The organism is Paraburkholderia hiiakae (assembly GCF_904848665.1).
GTDB classification, from domain to species: Bacteria; Pseudomonadota; Gammaproteobacteria; order Burkholderiales; family Burkholderiaceae; genus Paraburkholderia; species Paraburkholderia hiiakae.
In genome coordinates this window covers 310,573-335,566 of record NZ_CAJHCQ010000005.1, presented here as the reverse complement: position 1 = coordinate 335,566, position 24,994 = coordinate 310,573, and the positions used below count along the sequence as shown (strand labels likewise).

The 24,994-nt window shown below is 62.6% G+C and carries 20 protein-coding genes; 7 read left to right on the top strand and 13 right to left on the bottom strand.

All coding sequences use genetic code 11. The annotated features are described in order from the left end of the window. The first annotated feature begins 40 nt into the window (after positions 1 to 40). From JMY28_RS12690 to JMY28_RS12680, 3 genes are all read left to right on the top strand, one after another. Positions 41 to 1,585, top strand: coding sequence for an acetolactate synthase large subunit (locus JMY28_RS12690; RefSeq protein ID WP_201696270.1), 1,545 nt, complete (start codon positions 41 to 43; stop codon positions 1,583 to 1,585). 59 nt (positions 1,586 to 1,644) lie between these two features. After that, complete coding sequence (locus JMY28_RS12685; RefSeq protein WP_201696269.1) at positions 1,645 to 3,084, top strand: coniferyl aldehyde dehydrogenase; 1,440 nt, start codon at positions 1,645 to 1,647, stop codon at positions 3,082 to 3,084. 183 nt (positions 3,085 to 3,267) lie between these two features. Continuing rightward, positions 3,268 to 5,991, top strand: coding sequence for a LuxR C-terminal-related transcriptional regulator (locus JMY28_RS12680; protein ID WP_236596825.1), 2,724 nt, complete (start codon positions 3,268 to 3,270; stop codon positions 5,989 to 5,991). An 11-nt stretch (positions 5,992 to 6,002) separates the two neighbouring features. Here JMY28_RS12680 and JMY28_RS12675 read toward each other — a convergent pair whose 3' ends face one another. Genes JMY28_RS12675 through JMY28_RS12650 form a run of 6 tightly spaced genes read right to left on the bottom strand, consistent with a single transcriptional unit; the run spans position 6,003 to position 12,580 of the window. Next, positions 6,003 to 7,280, bottom strand: coding sequence for a DUF445 domain-containing protein (locus JMY28_RS12675; protein WP_236596837.1), 1,278 nt, complete (start codon positions 7,278 to 7,280; stop codon positions 6,003 to 6,005). Positions 7,281 to 7,285: 5 nt separating this feature from the next. Continuing rightward, on the bottom strand, positions 7,286 to 8,128 hold the full coding sequence (gene phaZ, locus JMY28_RS12670; RefSeq protein WP_201696267.1) for a poly(3-hydroxyalkanoate) depolymerase: 843 nt from the start codon (positions 8,126 to 8,128) through the stop codon (positions 7,286 to 7,288). Positions 8,129 to 8,187: 59 nt separating this feature from the next. Beyond that, positions 8,188 to 8,610 (bottom strand): phasin family protein, encoded by a 423-nt coding sequence (locus JMY28_RS12665; RefSeq protein ID WP_201696266.1) that lies wholly within the window; start codon positions 8,608 to 8,610, stop codon positions 8,188 to 8,190. A 54-nt stretch (positions 8,611 to 8,664) separates the two neighbouring features. Next, positions 8,665 to 10,371 (bottom strand): alpha/beta fold hydrolase, encoded by a 1,707-nt coding sequence (locus tag JMY28_RS12660; RefSeq protein WP_201696265.1) that lies wholly within the window; start codon positions 10,369 to 10,371, stop codon positions 8,665 to 8,667. Positions 10,372 to 10,427: 56 nt separating this feature from the next. Then, positions 10,428 to 10,892, bottom strand: coding sequence for a MaoC family dehydratase (locus tag JMY28_RS12655; protein WP_201696264.1), 465 nt, complete (start codon positions 10,890 to 10,892; stop codon positions 10,428 to 10,430). A gap of 41 nt (positions 10,893 to 10,933) precedes the next feature. Next, complete coding sequence (locus tag JMY28_RS12650) at positions 10,934 to 12,580, bottom strand: fatty acid--CoA ligase (protein WP_201696263.1); 1,647 nt, start codon at positions 12,578 to 12,580, stop codon at positions 10,934 to 10,936. A 273-nt stretch (positions 12,581 to 12,853) separates the two neighbouring features. Here JMY28_RS12650 and JMY28_RS12645 point away from each other — a divergent pair, with 273 nt between their 5' ends. From JMY28_RS12645 to JMY28_RS12635, 3 genes are all read left to right on the top strand, one after another. Further along, positions 12,854 to 13,276, top strand: coding sequence for a tautomerase family protein (locus tag JMY28_RS12645; protein ID WP_201696262.1), 423 nt, complete (start codon positions 12,854 to 12,856; stop codon positions 13,274 to 13,276). Positions 13,277 to 13,339: 63 nt separating this feature from the next. After that, positions 13,340 to 14,146 carry an acetoacetate decarboxylase family protein gene (locus tag JMY28_RS12640; protein ID WP_201696261.1) on the top strand — a complete coding sequence of 269 codons (807 nt, stop codon included), beginning with the start codon at positions 13,340 to 13,342 and terminating at the stop codon, positions 14,144 to 14,146. Between the two features lie 137 nt (positions 14,147 to 14,283). Continuing rightward, positions 14,284 to 14,979: a Crp/Fnr family transcriptional regulator gene (locus JMY28_RS12635; protein WP_236596824.1), complete on the top strand. Its 696-nt coding sequence runs from the start codon at positions 14,284 to 14,286 to the stop codon at positions 14,977 to 14,979. A 48-nt stretch (positions 14,980 to 15,027) separates the two neighbouring features. Here JMY28_RS12635 and JMY28_RS12630 read toward each other — a convergent pair whose 3' ends face one another. The 3 genes from JMY28_RS12630 to JMY28_RS12620 form a co-directional block, all read right to left on the bottom strand. After that, the gene (locus JMY28_RS12630) at positions 15,028 to 16,125 is read right to left on the bottom strand and encodes a porin (protein ID WP_201696260.1); all 1,098 of its coding nucleotides are present in this window, start codon (positions 16,123 to 16,125) and stop codon (positions 15,028 to 15,030) included. Between the two features lie 329 nt (positions 16,126 to 16,454). Then, positions 16,455 to 18,122 carry a long-chain-fatty-acid--CoA ligase gene (locus JMY28_RS12625; RefSeq protein WP_236596823.1) on the bottom strand — a complete coding sequence of 556 codons (1,668 nt, stop codon included), beginning with the start codon at positions 18,120 to 18,122 and terminating at the stop codon, positions 16,455 to 16,457. 101 nt (positions 18,123 to 18,223) lie between these two features. Further along, the gene (locus JMY28_RS12620) at positions 18,224 to 20,353 is read right to left on the bottom strand and encodes an alpha/beta hydrolase fold domain-containing protein (protein WP_201696258.1); all 2,130 of its coding nucleotides are present in this window, start codon (positions 20,351 to 20,353) and stop codon (positions 18,224 to 18,226) included. 66 nt (positions 20,354 to 20,419) lie between these two features. Between JMY28_RS12620 and JMY28_RS12615 the strand changes: the two genes are divergently transcribed. Further along, positions 20,420 to 21,118 (top strand): TetR/AcrR family transcriptional regulator, encoded by a 699-nt coding sequence (locus JMY28_RS12615; protein WP_268960632.1) that lies wholly within the window; start codon positions 20,420 to 20,422, stop codon positions 21,116 to 21,118. On the opposite strand, the gene JMY28_RS12610 is transcribed toward JMY28_RS12615, so the two are convergent. The 4 genes from JMY28_RS12610 to JMY28_RS12595 all read right to left on the bottom strand — a co-directional run bounded on the left by JMY28_RS12610 (position 21,115) and on the right by JMY28_RS12595 (position 24,932). Further along, positions 21,115 to 22,353 (bottom strand): acyl-CoA dehydrogenase family protein, encoded by a 1,239-nt coding sequence (locus JMY28_RS12610; RefSeq protein ID WP_201696256.1) that lies wholly within the window; start codon positions 22,351 to 22,353, stop codon positions 21,115 to 21,117. The two genes, JMY28_RS12615 and JMY28_RS12610, sit on opposite strands and share 4 nt — an antisense overlap. Positions 22,354 to 22,416: 63 nt before the next feature. Beyond that, a complete protein-coding gene (locus JMY28_RS12605; protein WP_201696255.1) occupies positions 22,417 to 23,181 on the bottom strand; it encodes an SDR family oxidoreductase in 765 nt (254 codons plus the stop codon). 46 nt (positions 23,182 to 23,227) lie between these two features. Next, entirely contained in the window at positions 23,228 to 24,244 is a 1,017-nt protein-coding gene (locus JMY28_RS12600) for a phosphotransferase (RefSeq protein WP_201696254.1), read from the bottom strand. Between the two features lie 13 nt (positions 24,245 to 24,257). Then, the gene (locus JMY28_RS12595) at positions 24,258 to 24,932 is read right to left on the bottom strand and encodes a histidine phosphatase family protein (protein WP_201696253.1); all 675 of its coding nucleotides are present in this window, start codon (positions 24,930 to 24,932) and stop codon (positions 24,258 to 24,260) included. Positions 24,933 to 24,994 lie beyond the last annotated feature (62 nt).

Below are 24,994 nucleotides of genomic sequence, written 5' to 3'. Positions count from 1 at the left end.
GGCGAAGCTTCTTACAGGTTTGTTACTGAGGTGATCCCAAATGAATGGCGCTGAAAGTCTGTTGCGTTCGCTGGTCGCAAGTGGTGTGGACGTGTGTTTCGGGAACCCCGGCACGTCGGAGATGCATTTCGTGGCGGCACTCGATGCGGTCGAAGGCATGCGACCGATACTCGGCCTTTTCGAGGGTGTTGTCACCGGTGCCGCAGACGGCTACGGCCGCATGGCCGGTAAGCCGGCCGCCACGCTGCTGCATCTCGGGCCGGGCCTCGCCAACGGACTGGCCAATCTTCACAACGCTCGCCGCGCGTCGAGCCCGGTCGTCAACATCGTCGGCGATCATGCTTCCACGCATGCGCGCTACGAAGCGCCGCTCACTTCCGATATCAAGGGCTTTGCGCGCCCGGTTTCGAGCTGGATTCATTCGTCGAGCAGTGCGTTGACGGTGGGTGCCGACGCAGCGCGCGCCGTGCAGGCCTCCATGGCCGACGGCGGCCAGATCGCAACGCTGATCCTGCCCGCCGATACGGCCTGGTCGCAAGCCGACGGCGTGGCGGCGCCACTGCCCGTGCGGGCGCCCGCGCTCGTGAGCGACGACACCATCGAGCGGATTGCGGCACTCGCCCAAAGCGGCGTGCGGACCGCCTTCCTGCTGCGAGGTCAGGCCTTGCAGGAGCCCGGCCTTCGCGCCGCCGGAAAGATCGCCGCGAAAACGGGCGCCCGGCTGCTGTGCGACACGTTCGCGCCGCGCGTGGCGCGCGGTGCCGGGCGTGTGGTGGTCGAGCGCCTGCCCTATTTCGCCGAACAGGTCGTCGAGTTCCTCGCCGGCACTGAGTTGATCGTGCTGGTCGGCGCGCAGCCGCCGGTGAGCTTCTTCGCCTACCCGGACAAGCCGAGTTGGCTCACGCCGGAGGGTTGCCGCATCGCCGTGCTGTCGCATCCGCACGAAGACGGCACGGGCGCGCTCGAAGCCCTTGTCGAGGCGCTGGGCGCCCAGCACGCCATCGCCCGAATCAACGCCCGTGCGGCAGTCGAGTTTTCGCCCGACGGTGCGCTCGACGGCGAGTCGATCATGCGCAGCGTCGCGAAGCATCTGCCCGATAACGCCATCATCACCGAAGAGTCGTCGCTCGCGATGGCGTACTCCGGTCTGCTCGAAACCGCGGCTCCCCACGATCTGCTGGCGCTCACCGGCGGCGCCATCGGCTGCTTGATGCCCGTTTCGATCGGCGCGAGCGTGGCATGCCCCGAACGCAAGGTCGTCAACCTTCAGGGCGACGGCAGCGCCATGTACACGCTTCAGTCGCTCTGGACGCAAGCGCGGGAAAAGCTCGACATCGTGACCGTTATCTACGCGAACCGCGGCTACAAGATCCTCGCGAACGAACTCAAGCGGGTGGGCGCCCGCACGGACGGCGCACACGCCGCTTCCATGTTCGATCTGCAGGACCCGTCGCTCGACTGGGTTGCACTGGCACGAGGCATGGGCGTGGAAGCCGTACGCGTCGAGTCGCGGACGGATTTCGACGCCGCGTTCGCTGGCGCGATGACGCGCCGCGGCCCGATGCTGATCGAGGCCGTGATTTAAGCGGACCGTTTGCGTCCAAAGCGTTCAACGAGCGATTCAATTTTCTGACGAGGTTAAGGATGTCAAAGCCATTCCGGCTACCCGCCGAAGCAACGGCCGCGCAGATCCGCGCGCAACTCGACGCCATGAAGCAGGCTCAACTCAAGGAGGGGCCGCCCTCGCTGGCCGTTCGCCGCGACCGTATCGATCGCGCGATCGATCTGCTGCGTTCGAACAAGGACGCGCTGGTCGACGCGATCAACGCCGACTATAGTTGCCGCGGCAAACAGCAGACGCTGCTCGCCGATATCCTCGCCTCGATCGAAGGTCTGCGCTTCAATCGCGAACATCTCGAAGCGTGGATGGCGCAGCCGGCGACAGCCGAGCCGTTTCCTGGCGTCAAGGCCCGCGTGGAGTATCAGCCGCTGGGCGTCGTGGGGATCATCAGCCCGTGGAATTTTCCCGTCGTGCTAGCGTTCGGGCCGCTTGGCGGCGCGTTTGCGGCGGGCAACCGGGCCATCCTCAAGCCGTCGGAGCTGACGCCGCAAACATCGGAATTGCTGGCCGAACTGATCGCCCGCTATTTCGATAGCGACGAACTCACCACCGTGCTCGGCGGCGCGCAAACGGGCGCGGCGTTCAGCGCGCAGCCGTTCGATCATCTCGTGTTCACCGGCAGCACGCAGGTCGCGCACCATGTGATGCGAGCGGCATCGGACAATCTGGTGCCCGTGACGCTCGAGCTCGGCGGCAAGTCGCCAGTCCTCGTGGGTAACGACGCCGATCTCGCCCTTGCGGCGCAGCGCGTTCTCACGGTAAAGACCTTCAACGCGGGTCAGATCTGCCTCTCGCCGGACTATGTGCTGGTTCCAGCGGAGCGCGCCGATGCCTTCGTGCAGCACGCCAAAGCGGCGGTTTCGCAGATGTACCCGACCATGCGCGAGAACCCCGATTACACCGCGATGATCAACGTGCGCGGATTCGAGCGGCAACTGGCGCTCGTCGAGGACGCGCGTGAGAAAGGCGCCGACGTGGTGAAGCTCGGACCCGCTAGCGAGGATCTCTCCGATCCGGCCGTACGCAAGATGGCGCCGACGATCATTCGGAATGCCAACGATACGATGCGCGTGATGCAGGAGGAAATCTTCGGCCCTGTTCTGCCCGTGGTGACCTACGAGACGCTCGATGAAGCGCTCGCGTATATCAATGCACGTCCCAGACCGCTCGCGCTTTATCATTTCGCCAATGACGCCCTGGAGCAGCACGAGGTTGCGAGCCGAACCACCTCAGGGGCGCTCGTCGTCAACGATGCGATGACCCACGTGTTTTTCGACTCGCTGCCTTTCGGGGGCGTCGGAGCTTCGGGCATGGGCCATTACCACGGCGAATATGGATACCGCACATTTAGCCATGCGAAACCCGTTGTCGTTCAGAGCACCGGCGGCGAGTCGAACCTCCTGATGCGTGCGCCCTATCTGGCAGCTACGGAAACCGTAGTCAACGGGATGATCGACGCCTGACGCATCGGCAGTGGCTGGCCGCGCGCGAAACGCGGCCAGCGCGATGATGCATCGCATCACTAACGCCCGCATACTGACTCCGCATTCCCCGTCACGCCCTGCCGCAGTTGTCGTATGATGGATTGGATGTTCCGGTTGGCAATACGCCAATCCCTCATGGGCCCTCCTCTGAGCCGTTCAGCCGTGACAGAAGCGACGACCGTGGCGCGGCCACCTTTCCTGCTGACCACGAAGGTCATTGCGCCCCGCTTGCCCGCGGGTTTAGTCGATCGCCCACGCCTGAAGGCCTTGAGCGCACAGGTGGAGATGCGGCGCCTCACCGTCATCAAAGCGCCGGCCGGCTTCGGCAAGACGTCTCTCGCGCTCACCTGGCTCGACGCGCTACGTGCGAACGGCGCGCTGGTGGCGTGGCTCTCCCTCGACGCGGACGACGACGAGCCAGCCCGTTACTTTCATCACCTTGCACATGCCTTGCAGCGCGCGTGCAGCACGGTTGGCACAGCCGCCATCGGCCTGAGCGCCGAGGCGTCGTTCGTCCCGGCGAATTCGCTTGTCGCAACGCTCATCAACGAACTTGCCGAGGTCGACGAAGAACTGCACGTCTTCATCGACGACTATCACCTGATCAGCGCAGCGGCCATTCACGAAGCGATGTCGCTATTCATCGCCAATGTGCCTTCGAATGTGCACGTGGTGATCTGCACACGCACCGAAGCGCCGCTGCCGCTGGCGAAACTGCGCGCGGGCAACAGTCTCTGCGAGATCGATGCGTCGGCACTGCGATTTAATTTCGATGAGACGCGTCGCTTCGTCGAGCACGAGTGCCCCGGCAAGCTCGGCTTCGGCGATCTGAAGTCGCTCTATGCCGCGACCGAAGGATGGGCGGCCGCCTTGCGCATTTCGGCATCGGCATTGGCGCGGCAGGACCGCCCGCAGGGCTGGCAACCGGGCGTACCGAGCGGCGCGTCGAAGCCCGTGTCCGACTACCTCGAAGATTTGCTTCAGCACCTGCCGCCCGCGACGCAGGCATTCATGCTGCGAACCGCGATGCTCGACCGGCTAAGTGCGCCTTTGTGCGAAGCGGTGACGGGCATCGAGTCCAGCCAGGCCATGCTCGATGACATCGTCGCGCGCCAACTGCTGCTGGAGCCGATGGACCTCGAAGGACGCTGGTTTCGCTATCACCGGCTGATGGCCGACTATCTGCAGCGGCGTCTGGAAGACAGACACCCAGGCGAAATCACCGACTTGCACCGTCGCGCCTGGCATTGGCACGCCGATCAGCAGCATTGGACCGAGGCGATAAAACACGCGATTGCCGCTGGCGCGACCGACGAAGCCATCGTCATGATGGAGCGCTGCGCGAAGGCGCTTTTAAAAGCCGGAGACCTGCTCACGCTGGTTGGCTGGCAACGCCAGTTTCCGGCCGATCTCATGCGCGCGCAGACCGCGGTCACCATTGCGACCGCGTGGGGTATGGCGCTCGCGATGCGCTTCGGCGAGGTCAGCGCGATGCTCGATTCGATCGAGCGCGACGCGCAAACCCAGTCGGCCGACGCGATTCAATGGGACTGTCTCGGCATTCGTTCCGCGCTCGCGGCCTTGCAGGACGATCCGCACCGGGCGCTGGAACTCGCGCGCCAATATCTGAGCCGCCCGTCGACGGACGCGTGGACGACCAATGCGGTTTCCAATGTCGCGCGCTTCAGCTATTGGAAAACCGGCAATCTCGACGCGCTTTACGCGACGCCATGGATTCCCGATTCATTGGAGGAAGACCAGCGCAGCGTCTTTTCGTCGGTCTATCGCCTGTGCCTGCTCGGTCACGTGGAACTGCAGCAACTCCACGTTTCGATTGCGGAGCGCCGCTTCAATGAAGCGATGCAACTCGCCGAGCGCTACGCTGGACCCCACTCCATATCGGCTGCGTTGTGCGCGCCCATGATCGCGCAGATCCGGTATGAGCAAGGTCGCCTCGATGAAGCCGAAGCACTGCTGCTCGAACTCATGCCGGTCATCGACCGTGCCGTTCTGCTCGATAGTGTGCTGATCGCCTACCGCATTCTGGTTCGCATTGCCGTAGCGCACGAAGACTATGCGGGCGCGCATGTGCTGATCGATCAGGCGCAAATACTCGGCCAGGCGCGTGGTTGGAACCGGCTGCTTGCGGCAGCGCTGGTCGAGCGCACGCGGATCTATCTCGCCGAAAATCGTGTTCCTGAAGCGGCTGCGTGCGTGGCGGACCTTCGGGAACTCGCCGCGCCACGCGAGCCGTCCGCTTCGCCTGCCTCACCCGAAATCGAGAACTACCGCGACCTCGGTGCGGCCTGCCTCGCCCTGCAACGACACCAGGTACCCGAAGCCGTCGAATCCCTGCGCATGGCGCTCGCGCGTTGTGAACGCATGCAGGGCAACTATCTGGCGCTGCGTCTTCGGACCCTGCTCGCCATGGCCTGGCTGAGCGCGGGAGACCATAACCGCGCGCTCGAGACTTTTCACGAAATCGCGAATATCGCCGCACCTGCTGGCATTTATCAATCGATCCTCGATCAAGGGGCCGCAGTCGGGCCGCTCCTGCGCATGGCGCATGAACGTATGCGCCATGCAGCGCGCACGCCGGATGTGACGGTATGGCTCGACCGTTTAATCGACGGATGGCGCGCGATGTATGAGCCTCAGAACAAACCGCGCCGCGAGGGCGAACGCGAGCCGCTAAGCTCGCGGGAGCGCAATGTCGTCGAGTTGATCGCGCAGGGGCAATCCAATAAGGAAATCGCCCGCACGTTGGGCATCACGCCCGAAACCGTCAAATCGCACCTGAAGAATATCTTCGCGAAGCTCGCGGTGGACAAGCGGGCTCAGGCTGTTTCGCGGGCGCAGGCGCTCGGGCTTGTCAAGCATAGCTAAGCGCTGTCTCATCACATCGCGACGAACACGCACGCGTGGATCAGCACCCCCACGAGCCCGCCAACGAACGTACCGTTGATCCGGATGAACTGCAAATCACGGCCAATTTCCGCTTCGAACTTGCCGCTGACCTCTTGCGCATCCCATCCCTTGACGACGTCGGTGATCAAACCCGAAAGTTGATGGCGATAGCGCAACACCAGCGTCCGCGCGATCTCCAGCCACCAGGCATTGAGTTTGTTCTGCATCGCGCTCGCGCTGACCATGGTCTTGCCAAACGAGCTCAACGCGCCGGCGATCATGTCGCGCGCGACGGACTGCTCGCTCGCTGCGTCGGCGGCAACACGCGCGCGCACGCGCTCGAGCAGGAGGCGATAGTAATCGCCGGCTTTGAAGTGGCGGATGCAGTCGCGCAGTAGAAGTCTGCCGAACCTGCGGTATTGAGCCGCCGTCTGCAGATCGCGCGACAACTCCGCCACGGCCGAATCGAATTGACGGCGCAGTTCGTGGTCGGGATTCGCCGCCACTTCATGGACCAGCGCGACGACTCCTTCGACGAATTTGTTGACGATATAGCTGTCGAGCGGCGCCGGCGTAAACCGCGACGCCTCGCTGAACTTCGCCTTGATCAGGCCGACGTTGGCCGTCAGCCAGTGTTCGACGGCGCCCAGCCCGCGATCCAGCAGGGGTTGATGGCGATTGCCTTCAGTGAGGACACCCAGGATCTGTCCTGCGACGCGAGACACATCGAGTGTGCGCAATTGCGGCAGAAGCAGCCGATCGAACAGGTCTTCGACGTCCGACTCGTCGATACGCTCCAGCAAACGCGGAAGCGACTCGACCACGACATCGGCGAGCGTCGAACTGTTTTCCTTTTCGGCAAGCCACATGGCCAACGCGCGTGCCGCGTTGTATTCGCTCAACCGGCCCACCACGATCTCCGTGGTGAGGAAGTTCTGCTCGACGAAGCTGCCCAGGCTTTCCGCGATGCGCGCCTGGTTTCTGGGAATGATGGCCGTATGCGGCATGGCGATGCCGAGCGGATGGCGGAACAACGCGACCACCGCATACCAGTCTGCGACCGCGCCCACGGTAGCCGCTTCGGCGAACGCGCGCACCCACGCAAGCCACGGATTGCTCGCCTGCAATGCAACACTCGCCACGAGCAAGGCGATCATCGCCACGAGCAGGCAGGTGGCCGTTGCGCGCATGCGCTTGAGCCGGGCCACCTTGACGTCCACAGCCGCTCGCGTCTTCACATCCTGAATCCGCTCGTTATCGTCGGTCACCGAACTCAACTCGCCTCCTGCTCGAGAAATGCCTTGACCAGCGGAGCGATTTCCTTTGCGCGCGTAATCAAAAACAGGTGACCGTCGTCGATCACATGGAGCGTCGCGTCGCGAATGCGTGCGGCGAGAATCTTCGCATTGGTGAGCGGCACGATCGGGTCGTCGTTGCCATGCATCACCAGCGTTTTTTGGCGCAGCGCGCCGAGCCACGGCAAGCTCGTCCATCCCGATGCAGCCAGCAGCTGATACAGATAACCGCGGCCGCGCGGTGGCTGGATATGACGGCTGTGCGCTTCGAGCAGCGAGGCATCGCGCCGGTAAGCGCCTCCGTAGATCTCAGCGCCGACTTGCTTCAAATAAGCCGGGTCCGTATACCGCCGCGGCCCGACCAGCTTTGAAAGCACCGAAAGCCGCGCGGGCACCATGATCACCCCCGGCGACGTCGCCGCGAGTATCAGCCGCCGGCATCGCCTTGGGTACAGATGCGCGAACTGCTGCGCAAGCGCCCCGCCCCACGACACGCCCAGCACATCGACGGGACCCGCGTAGCCCAACCGCGTGAGCAGCTTGTCGGACAATACGGCGAGCGTCGAGAACCGGTACGGGATCAGGGGAGCAGGCGAGCCGCCAACGCCCGGAACGTCGAAAACAATCACGGTGATGTCCTCGAGCGCCTCGACAAAGGGTTCAACCAGTTCGAGATTGGCGCCAATGCCATTGAACAACAGCAGCGGCGGGCTAGCATCGCTACCGCGACGCACACCGACACGCAACAACTGACCATCCAGATCGATCGTCTGAATTTGCATGGCGTCGACAACCTCTGGGCTCGTTTGTCTATCGGTCATCCGGTTTTTCCCTTGGCTCGGCAATTCGTTATCGTTGTGGAGCGTGGCGGCTCGCTACATCACTTCTTCGGCTGCATCAGCGCCTTGATCTCCTCCACATGCTCAGCCAGGCGCTTCGTGACGACCGCGATGCTGTCGGTCTGGGCGCGATACGCCGCATCCGCGAGTTCCTGCATATCGATGAAAGCCTTCTGGAGCGCGTCCTTCACGCCCTCGCCCGCGTTTGCGGCGCTTTCGCTGCCGGGCGTCGAAAGACGCGTCACGAGCGATTGCAGTTCGGTCATCTTCGCGCGGAGGATTTCCACCTGCTTTTGACCGAGTTGCTGCACGCCAGCAAGCGCGGTCATGTTGGCCTCGGTCAGTGCCTCGACGTCCTTGCGACGCGATTCGAGGAATGCGCTCACATCCACGCCCGGCAGCTTGAACTGCGAAATGAGCTTCGTGTATTCAGCAAAAATGTCATTGGGGTTGGTCGTTGCCATGATTGAATCTCCTGATTGAATCGGAAAAATGCTTAATTAGCGGGTTACAAATCGTTAGTTCTGGAGAACATACGTTCCGGGCGCATTTGCCTTAGCCGGATGCTTTTTGCTGCCGGTCGCTGCCGGCGCGGCGCGCTTCTCGCCTGACCGGGCCACGAGCCAGTCGCGCCAATTATTCCACCACGAATCCTTCTCGGCCTGTGCGTTGTCCAGCCACGCATCGGAATTCGCCGGCAACGAAGGGTTGAGGAAATACTTCGCCTTCGGATTGCCGGGCGGATTGATCAGGCTCTGAATATGCCCGCTCGAACTCAGCACAAAACGGGTCTCGCCGCCAAAGCGCCGTGCGGTGTTATAAACGCCCTTCCACGGCGTGATGTGGTCGGTCATGCCCGCCACCACGTACGTGTCGCAATTCACCTGGGACAAGTCAATGGGCGTGCCCAACACCGTCAGCGCGCCCGGCTTGCTGAAAAGATTCCCGGTGAAGATGTCGAGCAGTTCGCCGTGGAATTTCGCCGGCAAACGGGTCGTGTCGTTATTCCAGTATAGGATGTCGAACGCCGGCGGCGCGTTACCCAGCAGATAGTTGTTGACCCAGTAATTCCAGACCAGATCGTTGGGGCGCATCCACGCGAATACGCGGCCCATTTCTTCTCCGGCCAGCACGCCTCGCGAAATGCTGTGCTGCTTGGCGGCCGCCACGGCCTCAGGCGTCGCGAAGAGGCCCAGCTGGGAATCGGCCGTATTGTCGAGCACCGCAACCATCAGCGTGGTGGCATTGACGGTCTTCTCACCGCGGCTCGCCAGGTGGCCGAGCAAGGCCGAAATCGTCATGGCGCCCGAGCACGCGCCGTGCAGGTTGATATCTTCGCTACCGGTGATTTCACGCACGGCAGTGATGGCCTCGATCAGCGCAGTCACGTACGTGTCGAGATCCCAATGGCTTTGCGCCGCAGTCGGATTGCGCCAGCTGACCACGAATACCTGCAGTTCGTTGTCGAGCAGATAGTTGACGATGCTCTTGCCTTCGGACAGATCGAAAATATAGAACTTGTTGATCTGCGGAGGCACGATGAGCTGCGGCCGGCTGTAAACCTGTTGCGTCGTTGGCGAGTATTGAATCAGTTCCAGCAATTCATTGCGAAATACCACCGAACCTTTTGAAGTACCGAGGTTCTTCCCCACTTCGAATGCCGTCTTGTTCACCTGCGCCGGCATGCCCTGATTCTTGAGCATGTCCGTCACGGCATTTTTGAAGCCATCCAGCAAGCTGATGCCGCCCGAATCGACCACCTTTTTGAGCGCAGCCGGGTTGCCCAGCAGCGTGTTGGTCGGCGAGGCCGCATCGGTGATGAGCGAGACCACGAACTTCGCGCGCTCCCGGCTGTTCGCGTCCAGACCCGAGCGCTCCACGAAGCCAGCCAGCGAGTCGCGCCACGCAAGATAGCCTTGCAGCGTCATGCGATACATCGGGTTGTCCTGCCACGCCGTGTCCGTGAAGCGCTTGTCGCCTTGAGGCGACGCCGTCTTTGCGCTGCCCGAAACGATGTTGAACATCTCGCGCGCCAGCGCCATTTCCTGTTCCATCACCAGCGCGGGCTGGCGCATTGCCTGGGCGCCGATCTGCTGCACGGCCGCGAAGATATCGCAGGGACGCAGCCCGACGAACGGATTGGGGCCCGGCAGGGCTTGCTCGACAGATGCGGCTAACGCCTTCGCGTTGTCGCTTTGCTGGGGCGTTTCACTGGTTACCGTCATTTTCGACTCCTCAATAGTCTCTTTCGTCTCGTTCGTCTTTCGCGACGCCACGGGTATCACGCAATCAGCATCGCAAGTGTTTGTGCGACCAATGCGGGCTTGTCCTCGCCCTCGATCTCCAGCGTGTTCGTCGTCTTGACTAGCACGCGGCCTCCTCCCTTGTTCTCCGCCGACTCGAGCGTGACACGGTTGCGCACGCGCGCTCCGGCCTTAACGGGTGTCATGAAGCGCACCTTGTCGAGCCCGTAGTTCAATCCCGCCGAAGCGTCCTTGGGGACGATGCCGATTTCCATCGCAAGACTCGCGAGCAGCGACAACGTCAAGTAACCATGCGCGATGGTTCCGCCGAAAGGGCTCTCGCGCTTCGCGCGCTCCACATCCACATGTATCCATTGCCGGTCGCCGGTGCACGCTGCGAACGCGTCGATCCGTTCCTGGTCGACCACGACCCAATCCGATACGCCCAGTTCACGGCCCACAAAATCGCCGAGCGTCTCGACGCGGTAATTTTCCAGACTCATCGTTTCCACTCCTGGCTATTGTCCAAACCCGGCCCGACCATTCAGGCGATCTGCTCGCGCAGCGCTTTCTTGTTGACCTTGCCGACGCTCGTTCTCGCCAGCGCCTCAACGAACTTCACGGTCTGCGGCACTGCATACTTCGAGATCCGTCCCGATGCGCTAAACGACAGCACGTGTTGCTTGATGTCTTCCTCCGTGACCGCCACGCCCTCCTTGAGCACCACCAGCGCGACCGGCCGTTCCCCCCACTTCTCATCCTTGATGCCGATAACGGCCACTTCAGAAACGCCTTCGTACTGCGAAATCAGGTTTTCGATTTCCAGCGACGAAACCCACTCGCCACCCGACTTGATGACGTCCTTGAGGCGATCGGTAATCTGCACGTTGCCGGTCGGATCGATACTGGCGATATCCTGCGTATGCAGATAGCCGCCAGCCCAAAGCTGCTCGCTCGCCTCGGGATTCTTCAGATAGCCTTGCGTGAGCCACGGCGCACGCGCGACGATCTCGCCCGTGGATTTCCCGTCATGCGCGAGATCGGCCATCTCGTCGTCCACCACACGAAGATCGACGAGCGGAACCGGCATTCCGGTTTTGCACCGCAGGCGAATTTGTTCGTCGGCTTCCAGCTTTTCGGCGCCCGGCGGCAGCTGCGCGAGGCTAAGCACCGGACAGGTCTCGGACATGCCGTAGCCGGCGAACACGTCGATGCCGCGCGCCACTGCCGAGACGGCCAGGCCCTGCGGCAGCGCGCTGCCGCCAATGATCACTTTCCACTTGCTGAAGTCCGTCGCCTTCGCCTCGGGGCACGTGAGCAGCATGTGCAGGATGGTGCCCACGCAATGCGAGAAGGTCACGCCCTCGTCCTCAATGAGTTTCGCCAGCCGTTCCGGCACGTAGCGGCCCGGATAGACCTGCTTCACGCCGAGCGTCGTGGCGATATAGGGCATGCCCCATGCGTGGACGTGGAACATCGGCGTGAGCGGCATGTACACATCGCCGCGATGAAAGCGTTGCCCGGAAACCGGCGCAGCGAGCGCCGCCATGAGCGAGATGGTGTGCAACACGAGTTGCCGATGCGTGAAGTAGACGCCCTTGGGCAAACCTGTCGTGCCGGTCGTATAGAACGTCGTTGCACGCGTGTTCTCGTCGAACTCCGGGAAGTCGTAGCTCGTGCTATTCGCGGCAAGCATCGCTTCGTACTCGGTCGAAAACGCAATGGCATGGGCGGGCGCTTCGCTGCCCGGCTCGTCGATCCACACAAACGTGCGGACGGTTTCGAGCTGGTCCTTGATGGACTCGACTACCGGAATGAAATCGGTGTGAACGAACAGCACTTCGGCGCCAGCGTGGTTGATCGTATAAGCGATTTCCGCCGGAGACAGACGCACGTTCACGGTCTGCAGCACCGCACCCATCATCGGGACGGCGAAATAACTCTCCAGGTAGCGGTGGCTGTCCCAATCCATCACCGCAACGGTGCTACCGTATTCCACGCCGAGCTGGGCGAGACCGTTGGCAAGGCGCGCAATGCGCTCGCGAAGGGTCGCATAGCTCATGCGCAGTTGGCCGCGATAGACGATCTCCTGCTCCTGAGCCTGAGCGAAGGGCGTATGCAGCAATTGCTTGATCAGCAACGGATAAGCGTAGGCATTGCTAGCGTGAGCCGTCTTCACGTCGTCCGACATCGATATCTCCTTGGTTCCTGAACATGGATCTCACGAACGCCGGTGCCTTGTTTTTCGTTCTGATCGGAGCGACGTTCCGTTGAAGCAATGATCGCGACATCGGGACGCCGGCAATATCCCCCGGATGGGGGAGCGCAGCGAAAACCCTGAGATGGCTCGATAAGGTCCAATTCGATGATTTGAAAATCTCATCGCAGCAATTCGCTGTGATTGTTGGATGTGATCGCACGCACGCCTAAGATTTGGCGCAGCAATCGCCAAACGGAGCTTTCCATGCCAATGACACATGTTTCGATGCGCGCCGGCCGGCCCGCTCAATTTCGCACCGCAGTCCTGAAGGGCATTCACGAGTCGCTGCACGAGGCGCTCGGCGTTCACCCGGAAGCCTTCTTCATGACGATCACCGAGCATGAAGACGCCAACTTCCTCGCGAACACGACGTTTCCGTTCAAGCGCAGCCCGGGCCAGCTGCTGGTTCAGATCACGCTGACCGCAGGACGCAGCGCCGATGACAAGAAGCGCTTCTACGAACACCTCGTCGGCAAACTGAAAGCCACGCTCGGCGTCGATCCCGCCGATGTCTTCATCAACATCATCGAAGTGGCGAGCGAGAACTGGTCGCCCGGTAACGGGCTTGCGGGCCGCAACGCGGTCATTCCCGCTGCGAATTCGCCTGCGGCTTCCGCCGCCAGCTAATGGCGACGTGAGGCAACCTGAAAGCCATTCTTTAGCCGTGAACCTGATCAATCTGGAGTCGTCATGACCAAGCCGTACGCTGTTCCCCTCTCGCCCCGTGGACTTTCGAGCATCGCGCCCCCGCCGCCGTGGCACTATTCCGGCGATTTCATCCTGGTCGAATTCTGGGCCGATCCCGCGGCGGTGGCCGCTGTGCTCCCCAAAGGTCTGACTGCCGATCCGGCGTCGCCGGGGCACGCCACGGCCCTCTTCATCGACTGGCAATTCACCGGCAGCAACGACGAGATGCTCGACCCGGCGCGCTATCAGTACCGCGAATTTTTCATCCTCGTGGACGCGCTGCACGACGGCAAGCCGGTTTCGTATTGCCCGTACATCTTCGTGGACAACGACTCCGCGATGATGCGCGGTCTGATTCAAGGCTTCCCGAAACGCTATGGCCAGGTGCATCAAACGCGTTCGTTCGCGGCGCTGAGTCCCGCGGCAGCGCCCGTTGCAGCAGGCACGCGATTCGCCGCCACGGCTAGCGCCGCCGGCCAGCGTCTTGCCCGCGCCGAGGTCAAGCTGGAGAAGGCCGTTGAAGACGTTTCGAAACTCAGCATCGCGGGCCGCCCGGTCGTGAATCTGCGCTATTTCCCGCGCCTCGCTGCTGGCCAGCATGAAACGCCAGCCGTGAACGAACTCGTGCTCTCCGTCATGGACAACGCGCAGATCGCCGGCGTCTGGACAGGTGAAGGTAAGCTCTCGTTCCCGATCGCCGAAGGCGAAGAGATTTCGGATCTCCAACCCGTGCGCGTGGGCGCGGGCTTTCGCGGGTCCATGGCTTATAGCGTGACGGACCTGAAAACGCTGAGCGACAACACGAAGTAAGCGCACCAAAACAATGAGGGCCGCGGCGTGCCTCCCCCATTTGTGGGAGGGCACGCCATTTTTCGACGGATAATATGCGGTGAATGCATGCGGCTTGCACCGCGCTCGAACATTGATCTGCATATTGACTGCTTCACATGGCCCTCATGAACGATACGTCCGATGAAATGCGGACAAACCAATGGTTCAGCGCGTTACCTGCCGAAGAACAGGAAGCGCTGCTCCGCAACAGCGAACTGATGACGCTGGGCCCCGGCGAATATCTTTTCCATCGCGGCGACGCACCGAGCGCCTTTTATGGCATCAAGAGCGGCCGGCTCAAGGCCTCTACGGTTCGCGAAGACGGCAAGGAAGCCATCCTTGCCGTGATCGAACCCGGCAACTGGTTCGGGCAGACCTCGCTCACGAGCCGGCAGCCGCGCCCGCGCGACGTCATAGCACTCGAGCGCTCGACCCTCCTTGTCGTGAAGGCCGCTGCCTTCGAGGAACTGATGCAGCGCAGCCACGCGTTCGTGCGCGCGATTGCGGAGTTGCAGTCGCTCCATATGAACTGGCTTTACCGTATGGTCGAAGACGCCACGCTTCATTCCACGCGCGCGCGCATTGCCCGCCGCCTGCTCTCACTCGCTTCCGGCGACGTGACGCTTGCGCCACAGTGCCGCCAGGACGTGAGCCTCTCGCAGGACACGCTCGCCATGATGCTGGGCATCACGCGCCAGACGCTTTCGCTTGAACTCAAGGCGATGGCGGAAAAAGGCGCGATCACGCTCCGGTATGGCCGAATTGAAATCTTGTCGAAAGACATCCTCTCGTCCTTTCAGGATTACCCATGATTTCGCGCACGAGCGCCCGCTCGATAGGCGGGCGCTCATGCGGTGCGTCTAGAAGAGGTGCCGCAAACCCGCCGTCACGCCAAGCTGGGTGCTGCCGAAAGCCGAACTCACTGCGTTGATGCCCTGGAACTGCGCGCCGATCATGCCGCCCCGGTACAGCGAGTAATCCACTTCGACGTAAGTATCCGTGCGCTTGGACCAGTTATAGTCCGCAAGCAGCTGGAATTGCGTCGCGTTGCCGTCACCGGACTGGGCCTTGCCGGTCTGGATCGTGCGCCACACGTTGGCGGAGAGATGCGTGGCGAAGCCGATTTGCTGGCTCACGCCGCCAAAGAACATTTCTCGCGCGCTGAACGTATTGAATTTCAGCGCGGTCAATGCGGGCTCGGAGAACGGGCCGTTAGGGAAATTGCCGACAAATCCGGAGTCCTGCCGGTTGACGACCCAGCCTGCATTCACGGTGGTCGAGGCGAACGTGTACGAGCCGCCCACCGTCCATGACTTGAGATGCTGGGAGGCGTTCACGGCGTCGCGCGAGTCGAGATAGGCGGCAGACAAGGTCAGCGGCGCAGCGGGCAGATACAGAATGGACGCGCCAATCTGGCTACCCGCGCCGAACTGGCCCGCCTGACCGCCAAACGCGTACGAGACCTCGGCGGTCAGGTACTGATATCGCACCGCGTACTTGACCATGTTGCTCGTCCATACGCCCTGGGCCATCATGACTTCCGGCCGGAACTGATAGAACGACGGCAGCCAGCGGTTCGATATGAAGGAGCCCAGCACGGCGTCGGCGAATGGATTGATCTGGCGACCCATCGTCAGCTTGCCGAACGTGCTCGATTGCAGTCCGACAAACGCCGTATTGAAGAAGGGATAGGCCGGGTCCATCTGCCCGTTGTTCGGAAAGAAGCGATTCTCCAGGGTGAAGATGATCTTCGTCCCACCACCAATGTCTTCCGCGCCCCTGATGCCGAAGTGGCTCTCGCTCGCGCCGCTCAACATCTGGAACTGCGAATCGCCCGCCGGGTCTGCGTGCGTCGTATAGCGAACGCCGGCATCGACCAGACCGTAGAGGGTCACCGACGACTGTGCGGCCGCCGGCGCCGAATACAACGTAGCCACGGAAATGGCGCCGACCAGCATGCCCGCCGTTCGGCCTCGCGCTCTCCTTCCAACCCGGTTACTGGCTACCGAAGCGGCGTTGCCGGGCAATCTCCTTACCTTCCTCATTCCATGACTCCAATCTTATGTTTATGTTGTACTACGAATTAAATTGATCAAATCATCGTGCTTTTTTTGCGACGACCTGAGTGGTCTCCCCCGCTCAAATTCTGTTGTGTCGTGGGGCGCTCTCGATCGCCTCGTGGAGACGTCGTGCCCATGACCATAAGTTGCCTGAGAAGGCATCGCTAAACCGTCAGAAACTTTACATTTCCCGGTGCACATCAATTGCAAGGAATCTTGCAGTTGAATCACGACGATTCTGGTAGGCCTTTGCGCCGGTTTTCCGCTTCCTGCAACACACGCCACTGAACCTTGCCGCTCGCCGAGCGCGGCAAGCTATCGGCAAACGCAATCACGCGCGGAACCTTGTAGGCCGCCATGCGTTCGCGAGCCCACGCGACAATGTCGTCTTGCGTAGTACACGCACCGCCGCGTAGAACGATGACGGCCTTGACGGATTCGCCCCGGCGCGCATCGTGAGTCGCGATCACGCAGGCCTCCTGCACGGCAGGATGTTCGAACAGCATGGCCTCGACCTCGGCGGGCCACACCTTGTAGCCAGACGCGTTGATCATGCGCTTGAGCCGGTCAACGACGAAGAAGTAGCCCTCGTGGTCGACATAGCCGAGATCGCCCGTGCGCAGATAGCGCCGCCCATCGATCGAAGCGAACGCATCGCGCGACGCTTGCGGCGCGTTCCAGTAGCCGTCGAACACCTGCGGCCCGCTCACGAGGATCTCGCCTGTCTCGCCTTCCCCAAGCGTCTCCAGCGAATCGGGATCGACTACGAGCGCATAGGTGTTGAAAACGGGCACGCCCATGCATTGCGGCTTGCTCCGCGTGCGCGGGTTGATATGCGTTGCCGCCATCGTTTCGGTGAGCCCGTAGCCTTCCACGTAGGCAATGCCCCAGCGCTTCTCGATCTCCTGCGCAACGGCCTGTGGCATGGCGGCCCCGCCTCCGCTCAGGTAGGTGATCGAGCCGAGATCGAAGCTCGCTATGTCCCCAAGGTTCAGCAGGTCGATCACCATCGTCGGCACCGTGACCCATGTGCTCACGCGGTGGCGTTCGATCAGGTGGGCTGCGCATCTCGCGTCCCAGCGGGTCATGATCACCATCGTCGCGCCGATGAAGACCGGCATGTTCATGCAGTTCTGCATGCCCGTCACATGGAAAAGCGGCACGGAGCACAGCATCACGCTCTCACCGGGGAGATCGGGCCAGGCGCCACAAGAGACTGTCGAATGCATCACGCTGCGGTGCGTATGGATGCATCCCTTCGGGTGCCCGGTGGTGCCCGACGTATACGGAATCACCGCAAGGTCCTCGGGTCCGGCTTCGTGGGGGCGCGCAACGTACGCATGGAGTAGCGCGTCGTACCAGCGGGTGACGCTGGCATCGTTTTCGGGCGACTGTGCATCGTGCTGTCGCCCGGAAGAAGTCAGGATATCGGGCAGAGGCAGATCCGTCTGCATGTCTAAATAGTCGGCATAGCGCGCCGTCACGACCTGGTCCACCTGGCGCGCCATGAGCGGCCGCACGTGTTCCATGAGTTCTTCGCCAATAAACGCCACTCGCGCGCCACTGTCTTCGAAGATATGTTGCAGCTCGGCCGTCCGGTTCATCGGATTGACGGGCACGACGACCGCATCCGCGCGCAGCACGGCGTAGAACGCAATGACGAACTGCGGACTGTTTTGCATAAAGAGCACAACGCGATCGCCCCGACGCACTCCGCAATGCTGTTGCAGGAATCCGGCCAACGCCTGCGCTTCGTCGCGCAATTTCCCGTAGCTCAGGGAACTGCCGTAGTAGAGAATGGCGTCCTTCGCGGGATGACGATTCGCGCAGACTTCGAGGTTCGTGTATAGCGAGGTCTGCGGTGTAGCGAGCTGACGCAATGATGTTGCCGTCATGGAAACTCCAGACATGAAACGCAACGCTCGGGCTGTAAGCGTTGCGCCTTGAAACGGGACGCCTCCGCGCCGGGCGCATCGCCTGGCGCGGAGGTTTTTCTTCACCGCGGCAGCAGCTTGCGGCTCCACTGGCCGATCGCTTCGAGCGTCTCGGCTGTCTCGGTCAGGAACGGGAACAGCGTGAAGACGTGCACGGAGTCGTCCACCATCTTCAGCGTCACGTTCGCGCCTGCGGCTTTCGCGCGCTCGGCAAAGCGCGTCGTGTCGCTTTCCAGCACTTCGCCATGCACGGCCGCGAGATAGACCGGCGGAAGATCCGTGAGATCGGCGAATAGCGGCGAGACCATCGGGTCGGTTGGCTCGTGTCCCTGGAAGTAGCCCGCGACGAGATTGGTCAGCGTCTCGCGATTCGCGGCCGGGTCGTCGCCCGAATTCGCTTTCACGGAGGGGCCGCCAAGCGTGAGGTCCGTCATCGGGCAGACGGCGATCACGCCGGCCGGCAGCGGCAGCCCCGCACGGCGCAGCGCGGCTGCCAGCGCCAGCGCGAGGCCGCCACCGGACGACTCGCCGCTCAGGAAGAGCGTTGCGGGATCGACGCCCTCGGCGAGCAGGCCGCGATACGCGCTGAATGCATCGTCGATGGCCGCTGGATACGGATGCTCGGGCGCGAGGCGATAGTCGACCGTGTAGCACGGGCCGTTCAGCGCATGCGACAGGCGACTTGCATATTCCACGGAACTATTAGCAGAACCAAGCACATAGCCGCCGCCATGAAAATGCAGCACCGTGGCCTCGTGCCCTGCGCCTTCCGCTGCCACCCGCAGCGAGCGCACGCCGTCGAGATCGACTTCCTTCACCTGGGTGCTTGCCGGTGCGGGAAATTGCCCCAGCAGGAAGCGCTCGTACGCGGCATGCTGGCCACGGTCGCCGCGCGCCACATCGTCGGGCGTGAAGACGCCCTTCCAGAGATCGAACGCGCGCTGGCTCTCGGCGCGCTCCATGCGCTTGCCTTCACGCGCCGCGCTCAGGCCCACGACTTCGCCCGGCGGCAATTTGGCCGCCGCGATGATGTCGTGCCCCCAGGCGAACGACCACGAAATCTCGCCCAGCGGATCGATGCGCGAAAGCCCCTTGAGCCGCCCGTTGCGCTGACGCACGCGCGCCGCGTCGGGCTCATGCGCCCAGTCGACCACATAGCGCGCCCCCGCCTGGATGCGCCTCGTGCGCGGCTGGCGACGGCGCTCGTATTCCAGCAGTGCGTCCTGCACGCCGGCGCGGCCGTGGCTCTTGAGGCAAGTGGCGAGCGCCCATGCATCCTCGATCGACTGGCAGGCGCCTTGCGCGAGATACGGCACCATCGCGTGCGCAGCGTCGCCGAGCAGCGCGATGCGGCCCGTGGTCCAGCTTTCGATCGGATCGCGATGGTACATGCCGGTGATGAACGTGCTATCCACCTGCGCGAGCATCTTCTGCACCGTCGGCTCGCAGCCCTCGAACGAGCGCCGCAATTGCTCGACATCGCCCGACTGTGTCCACGACTCGCGGCTCACCTCCGTTGCCGGCACGGACGCGAGAATGCTGTACAGGTCCTTGCGAACCCAATACGACACGATATTGCGGCCAATACCAAACCAGTTGTTGCCCGCCACCGGCAGGTTCAGCCCTTCGAGCCGCTCGGCCGGGATCAGCGAACGCCACATCAGGATATTGGCGAACTGCTTCTCCTCCGGCCCGCGCAATGCCGTGCGAACAGCCGAATGAATGCCGTCCGCGCCGATCACCACGTCGCCGCGGATCACCTCGCCGTTCTTCAGCGTGACCCAGGCGCTCTCCTCGTCCTGCGAGACCGACTCGCACTCCGCACCCAGGCGCACCACACCCGGCGGCAACGCCTTCGCGAGCAGGTCGATCAAGTCAGCGCGGTGGATGTTGTAAAGCAACGCGCCATAGCGCGCCTCGGCTTCCTTGCCGAGTGGCGCGTAGTAGAGGCGCCGGCCCGTCGACAACTCGAGATAATCGAAGCCGGCCGGCACCGTCGCGACGCTCGCCACGGCCGGTTCGAGCCCTAGTTCGCGCAGCACGATCGTGCCGTTGGCGGCGATCTGCACGCCCGCCCCGACCTCGGTCAACTGCGGAGCACGCTCCAGTACAATCGGCTCGATCCCGTGATGCAACAAGGCCAACGCCGTGGTGAGGCCGCCAATGCCGCCTCCTGCAATTACGACTTTCATGCTAAGTTTCTCCTACCGGGTTAGTTAACCCAGTGTAGTTACTTATATCGATACGGTAAAGTAAAGATGACACCAGGAAAACCCCTTAGATCGGACGGCGCCGAGACCCGAACGCGCCTGAAAGAGGAGGCGCAGCGGCTGTTTGCGCTAAGAGGGCTGGAGGGGGTGTCCGTGCAGGACATCATTTCGGCGGCGGGTCAGCGCAACAGCGCCTCGCTGCGCTACTACTTCGGGAACAAGCTCGAACTGGCGCGCGAACTGGTCGTGGACGGCGCGCGCCTCATCGACGAGGACCGTCAGGCACGGGTGGACAGGCTGGAAGCGGAAGGCGCGTTGAACGTGCGCGCGGTATTGGGGGCGTTGCTCTTTCCGATGCTCGAACTGGCCGATCGAACGGGCCAGCCGACCTACATCCGCATGATCGCCAACTTCCAGTTGAACGATCGCGCGTTCCTGCGCGAGGCGCTGGAAAACAAGTGGAATGCGGGCTATCAGCGCTGCAATGCGCTGCTGCGGGACCTGCTGCCCGACATCGATCCGGCGATCGTCGATCACCGGCTTTCGCTCGTCGGCATCTATGGCAATGCCGTGCTGGCTGCGTGGGAGGCCAGCCGGGACAGCGGCGAGCCGGGGCGGCTCTGGGCCCCCGGCTACGCCGTGTCGAACTTGATGGATACCTTTGAAGGCATGCTCGTCGCACTGCCCTCAGAAGAAACGCGATCGCAGTTGGGCGAGTCCAAAAGCAATCGCGAAACGGCCCGCTAGCGCGTCAGGTAGGGATTCTCATGGCCCGGTTCATAGGGCCGCGCTTTGATCTCCATGCGCGCAATGCTCTGGAGATGCACCTCGTCCGGGCCATCGGCGAACTTCAACGCACGCCCCCACGTCCAGCTGTCCGCCAGCGGCGTGTCGGGGCTCAGGCCCATCGCACCGAAGGTCTGGATCGCCCGCTCGCATACGGCGGTGTGAACGCTCGGCACGAGTGCCTTGATCATCGAAATTTCTTTGCGCGCTTCCTTCGCGCCCACGTTGTCGATCATCCAGGCGGCCTTCAACACGAAGAGCCTTGCCTGATCGATTTCGATACGCGACTTCGCGATCCACTCCCCAACCGAGCCCTGCTCATAGAGCTTCTTGCCGAACGCCGTGCGCGCCTGCGCGCGTTCGATCATCAGTTCGAGCGCCAGTTCGGCGGCGCCGATCGAACGCATGCAGTGGTGAATGCGCCCCGGTCCCAGGCGCGCCTGAGCAAGCGTAAAGCCGCTACCCTCTTCGCCGAGCAGATTCGAACGCGGCACACGCACGCCCGTGAATTCGATCTCGCAGTGGCCTTCCGGCGCTACGTGATTGACCACCTTAATATTGCGGATGATCTTCACGCCCGGCGTGTCGCGCGGCACGAGAACCATGCTCTGCTGACGGTGCGCCGGCGCGTCCGGGTCCGTCTTGCCCATCACGATGAATATCTGGCAATTCGGGTGCGCGGCGTTCGTGATGAACCACTTGCGGCCATCGATCACATAGTCGTCGCCATCGAGGCGAATGGACGTGGTGATGTTGGTTGCGTCCGAAGAGGCGACCGCCGGTTCCGTCATCGCAAACGCCGAGCGGATCTTGCCGTCGAGCAGCGGCTCGAGCCACTTCTTGCGTTGCGCCGGCGTGGCGAACATGTGGAGCAGCTCCATGTTGCCCGTGTCCGGTGCATTGCAGTTGAATACTTCGGATGCCCAGGCAACGCGCCCCATGATTTCGGCAAGCGGGGCGTACTCGAGGTTGGTCAACCGCGTGCCCGGCTCGTCATCGCGCAAATGAGGCAGGAACAGGTTCCAGAGACCTTCCGCACGCGCCTTCTCCTTCAGTTCCTCCATGAAGGAAACGGGATACTGTCCCGCGCTCACCTCTTCGTGCCATTGGTGAATGCGTGGCACGATATGCGTGTCCATGAACGCGCGCACCTGCGTGCGCAGCGCTTCGACTTTCGGGCTATATGCAAAGTCCATTTTGCTCTTCCTTGAATTCGGGTGAATGTTGTGCGGCGCAAGCGCCAATGACGCGCGCCGCTTTCAGATCGTCAGACCGCCATCGACGACGATGCACTCGCCGTTGGTGTAGCTCGCCGCATCGGAGACGAGATACAGCACGGTGCCGGCCATCTCGCGAGGCTCCGCATGGCGGCGCAGCGGAATCTTCGTCATCCAGCTTTCGTACATGGCCTGGTCTTCGAACAGTGCGCCGGCGAATTTCGTTTTGGTGAGGCCCGGCAGCAGGGCGTTCACGCGAATGCCGAGCGGGCCGCATTCCTTGGCGAAAGCACGCGTCATGTTGACCACGGCCGCCTTCGTGATCGAATAGATGCCTTGCTTGTCGCCGGGCTGCAGCGCGTTGACGGATGCCGTGTTGACGATCGCGCCGCCGCCGTGCTCGCGCATCAGCTTGCCCGCTTCGACCGACATGAAGAAGTAGCCACGCAGATTGACCTCCACCGTCTTTTCGAAGGACAGAAGATCGGTGTCGAGAATGTGGCCGAAATATGGGTTCGCCGCCGCGTTGTTCACGAGTATGTCCAGCCGCCCGTGTTGCTTGCGGATGTGCTGGAACACGCCCTGAATGTCGTCGAGACGCCCCACGTGGCACGGATACGCCTCGGCGCTGCCGCCCGCCTCCCTGATCCCGCGCGCCACGCTCTCGCAGTCATCGAGCTTGCGGCTCGACACGATCACATGGGCGCCCTGTTCTGCGAGCAGCTTCGCGATTTCCTCGCCGATGCCACGGCTCGCGCCGGTGACCAACGCAATCTTGCCGTTCAGATCGAATAAATTAGTACTCACAACTGTCTCCTCAACATATCCGCGCGTACGCGTCAAACGCCAGCCGTCAGATGACGTCGACGCCCATCCTCGCCAGTGCACCGGCCATTTCGCCGACCTGGCGCGCCTTCTCGTTCGATGCATTGCCGCCCAGCGCACGCTTTTTCACGCCCTGCGCGATGGCAGCGAGCCGGAAGAAGCTGAACGCAAGGTAAAAATTCCAGTTCTCGATCGATGCAATGCGCCGCAAGCTGCAATACCGCTCGACGATCGCGGCCTCGTCCGGCACGCCAAGCGCAGCCCGGTCCAGACCCGCGAGACCGCCGATATGCCCTTTGGGCGGGAGCCGCAAGCACATGCAGAAGTACGCGAGGTCGGCGAGCGGATTGCCGAGCGTGGAGAGTTCCCAGTCGAGCACGGCGCGAACCTTCGGCGTACCGCGGTGGAAGATCAGGTTGTCGATGCGAAAGTCGCCGTGCACGAGAGAAGGCTTGCCCGCTTCGGCCGGACAGTGCGCCGGCAGCCAGTCGATCAGCGCTTCCATGGCGTCGAGTTCATCGGTCTGCGCCGCGCGATATTGTTTGGTCCATACGTCGATCTGGCGCGAGAAGTAGTTGCCCGCGCGGCCATAGTCGGCAAGGCCGACAGCCTCGACATCCACATCGTGCAGGGCCGCCATCGTGCCGATCAGCGCGTCATAGACGGCGCCGCGCTCTCCAGCGGGCAATGCGGGCAAGGACGGGTCCCAGTAGATTTCGCCGTCTTCGAAGCTCATCACATAGAACAGGCTGCCGATCACCTCGCGGTCCTCGCACAGGTGCAAGGCCCGCGCGACGGGAACCGGCGTGTCGCCCAGCGCGCTCAGCACGCGGAATTCGCGGTCCACGGCATGCGCGGACTTGAGCAGTTCGCCCGGCGGCTGACGCCGCAGCACATAGCGGCCGCTTTGCGCCTCGAGGAGAAACGTGGGGTTCGACTGGCCGCCCGCGAACTTCTCGACGGACATGGGCCCCTGAAAGCCGGGCACGTGCGCGGCCAGATAGCGCGTGAGCGCATCGACATCGAACTGAAGACTTGCATTCATGATCGGATTCGAATCAGCCATAGGTGACGAGTGCGCGCCGCTCGGCTTGTTCGAGATGCGGCAAGGTGTTGAAGGTGACCAGCGACATGGCGCTGTCGTTGAAGACGTACTGGCTCACGCTGCTGTTGCGGATCTGCATGTTGAGCGCGATGGCGGCCGCCGAGCTCGCCTCTAGAACCTGCTGCGTGAAGACGGAAATCGGGCCGCCTGAACTCACCACCAGAACGCGCTTGCCGCCCGAGCGTTGAATCGCGAGACGCGCGCGCTCGACCCGCGCCTGGAATTGCCCCCAGGTCTCGGGAACACGCCCGGGCAGCTTATCCTCGGACCAAAGCTGCAAGACCTGCTTGAGTCCCTTGTAGAAGTGCTTCATCGAGCCTTCGGCCAGCAGGCCGGGCGCCAGGCCGCTCTCGCCGAGCGCGGAAAAGAGGGCACGAAAATCGTACTCGTTCAGATCCGCGTCCTGCACGATCTCCACGGGCGCGCCGCCCATCGCGCTGAGCAACGCGTCGGCAGTTTGCGCGTGGCGCCGCATCGTGCCGGTCACGACGCGATCGAACGTCACGCCCGATTGCGCGTAGTATTCGCCGAGCCAGCGCGACTGGGTGCCGCCCGAAGATGAAAGCTCGTCATAGTTTTCAGCGCCGAAAGACGCCTGCCCATGCCGTACCAGATAGAGTTCTGCCATGCCAACCTCGTCTGAACATGACTGAAACAATACCGGGGAGCGGAGTATTCAGGAAATTTATT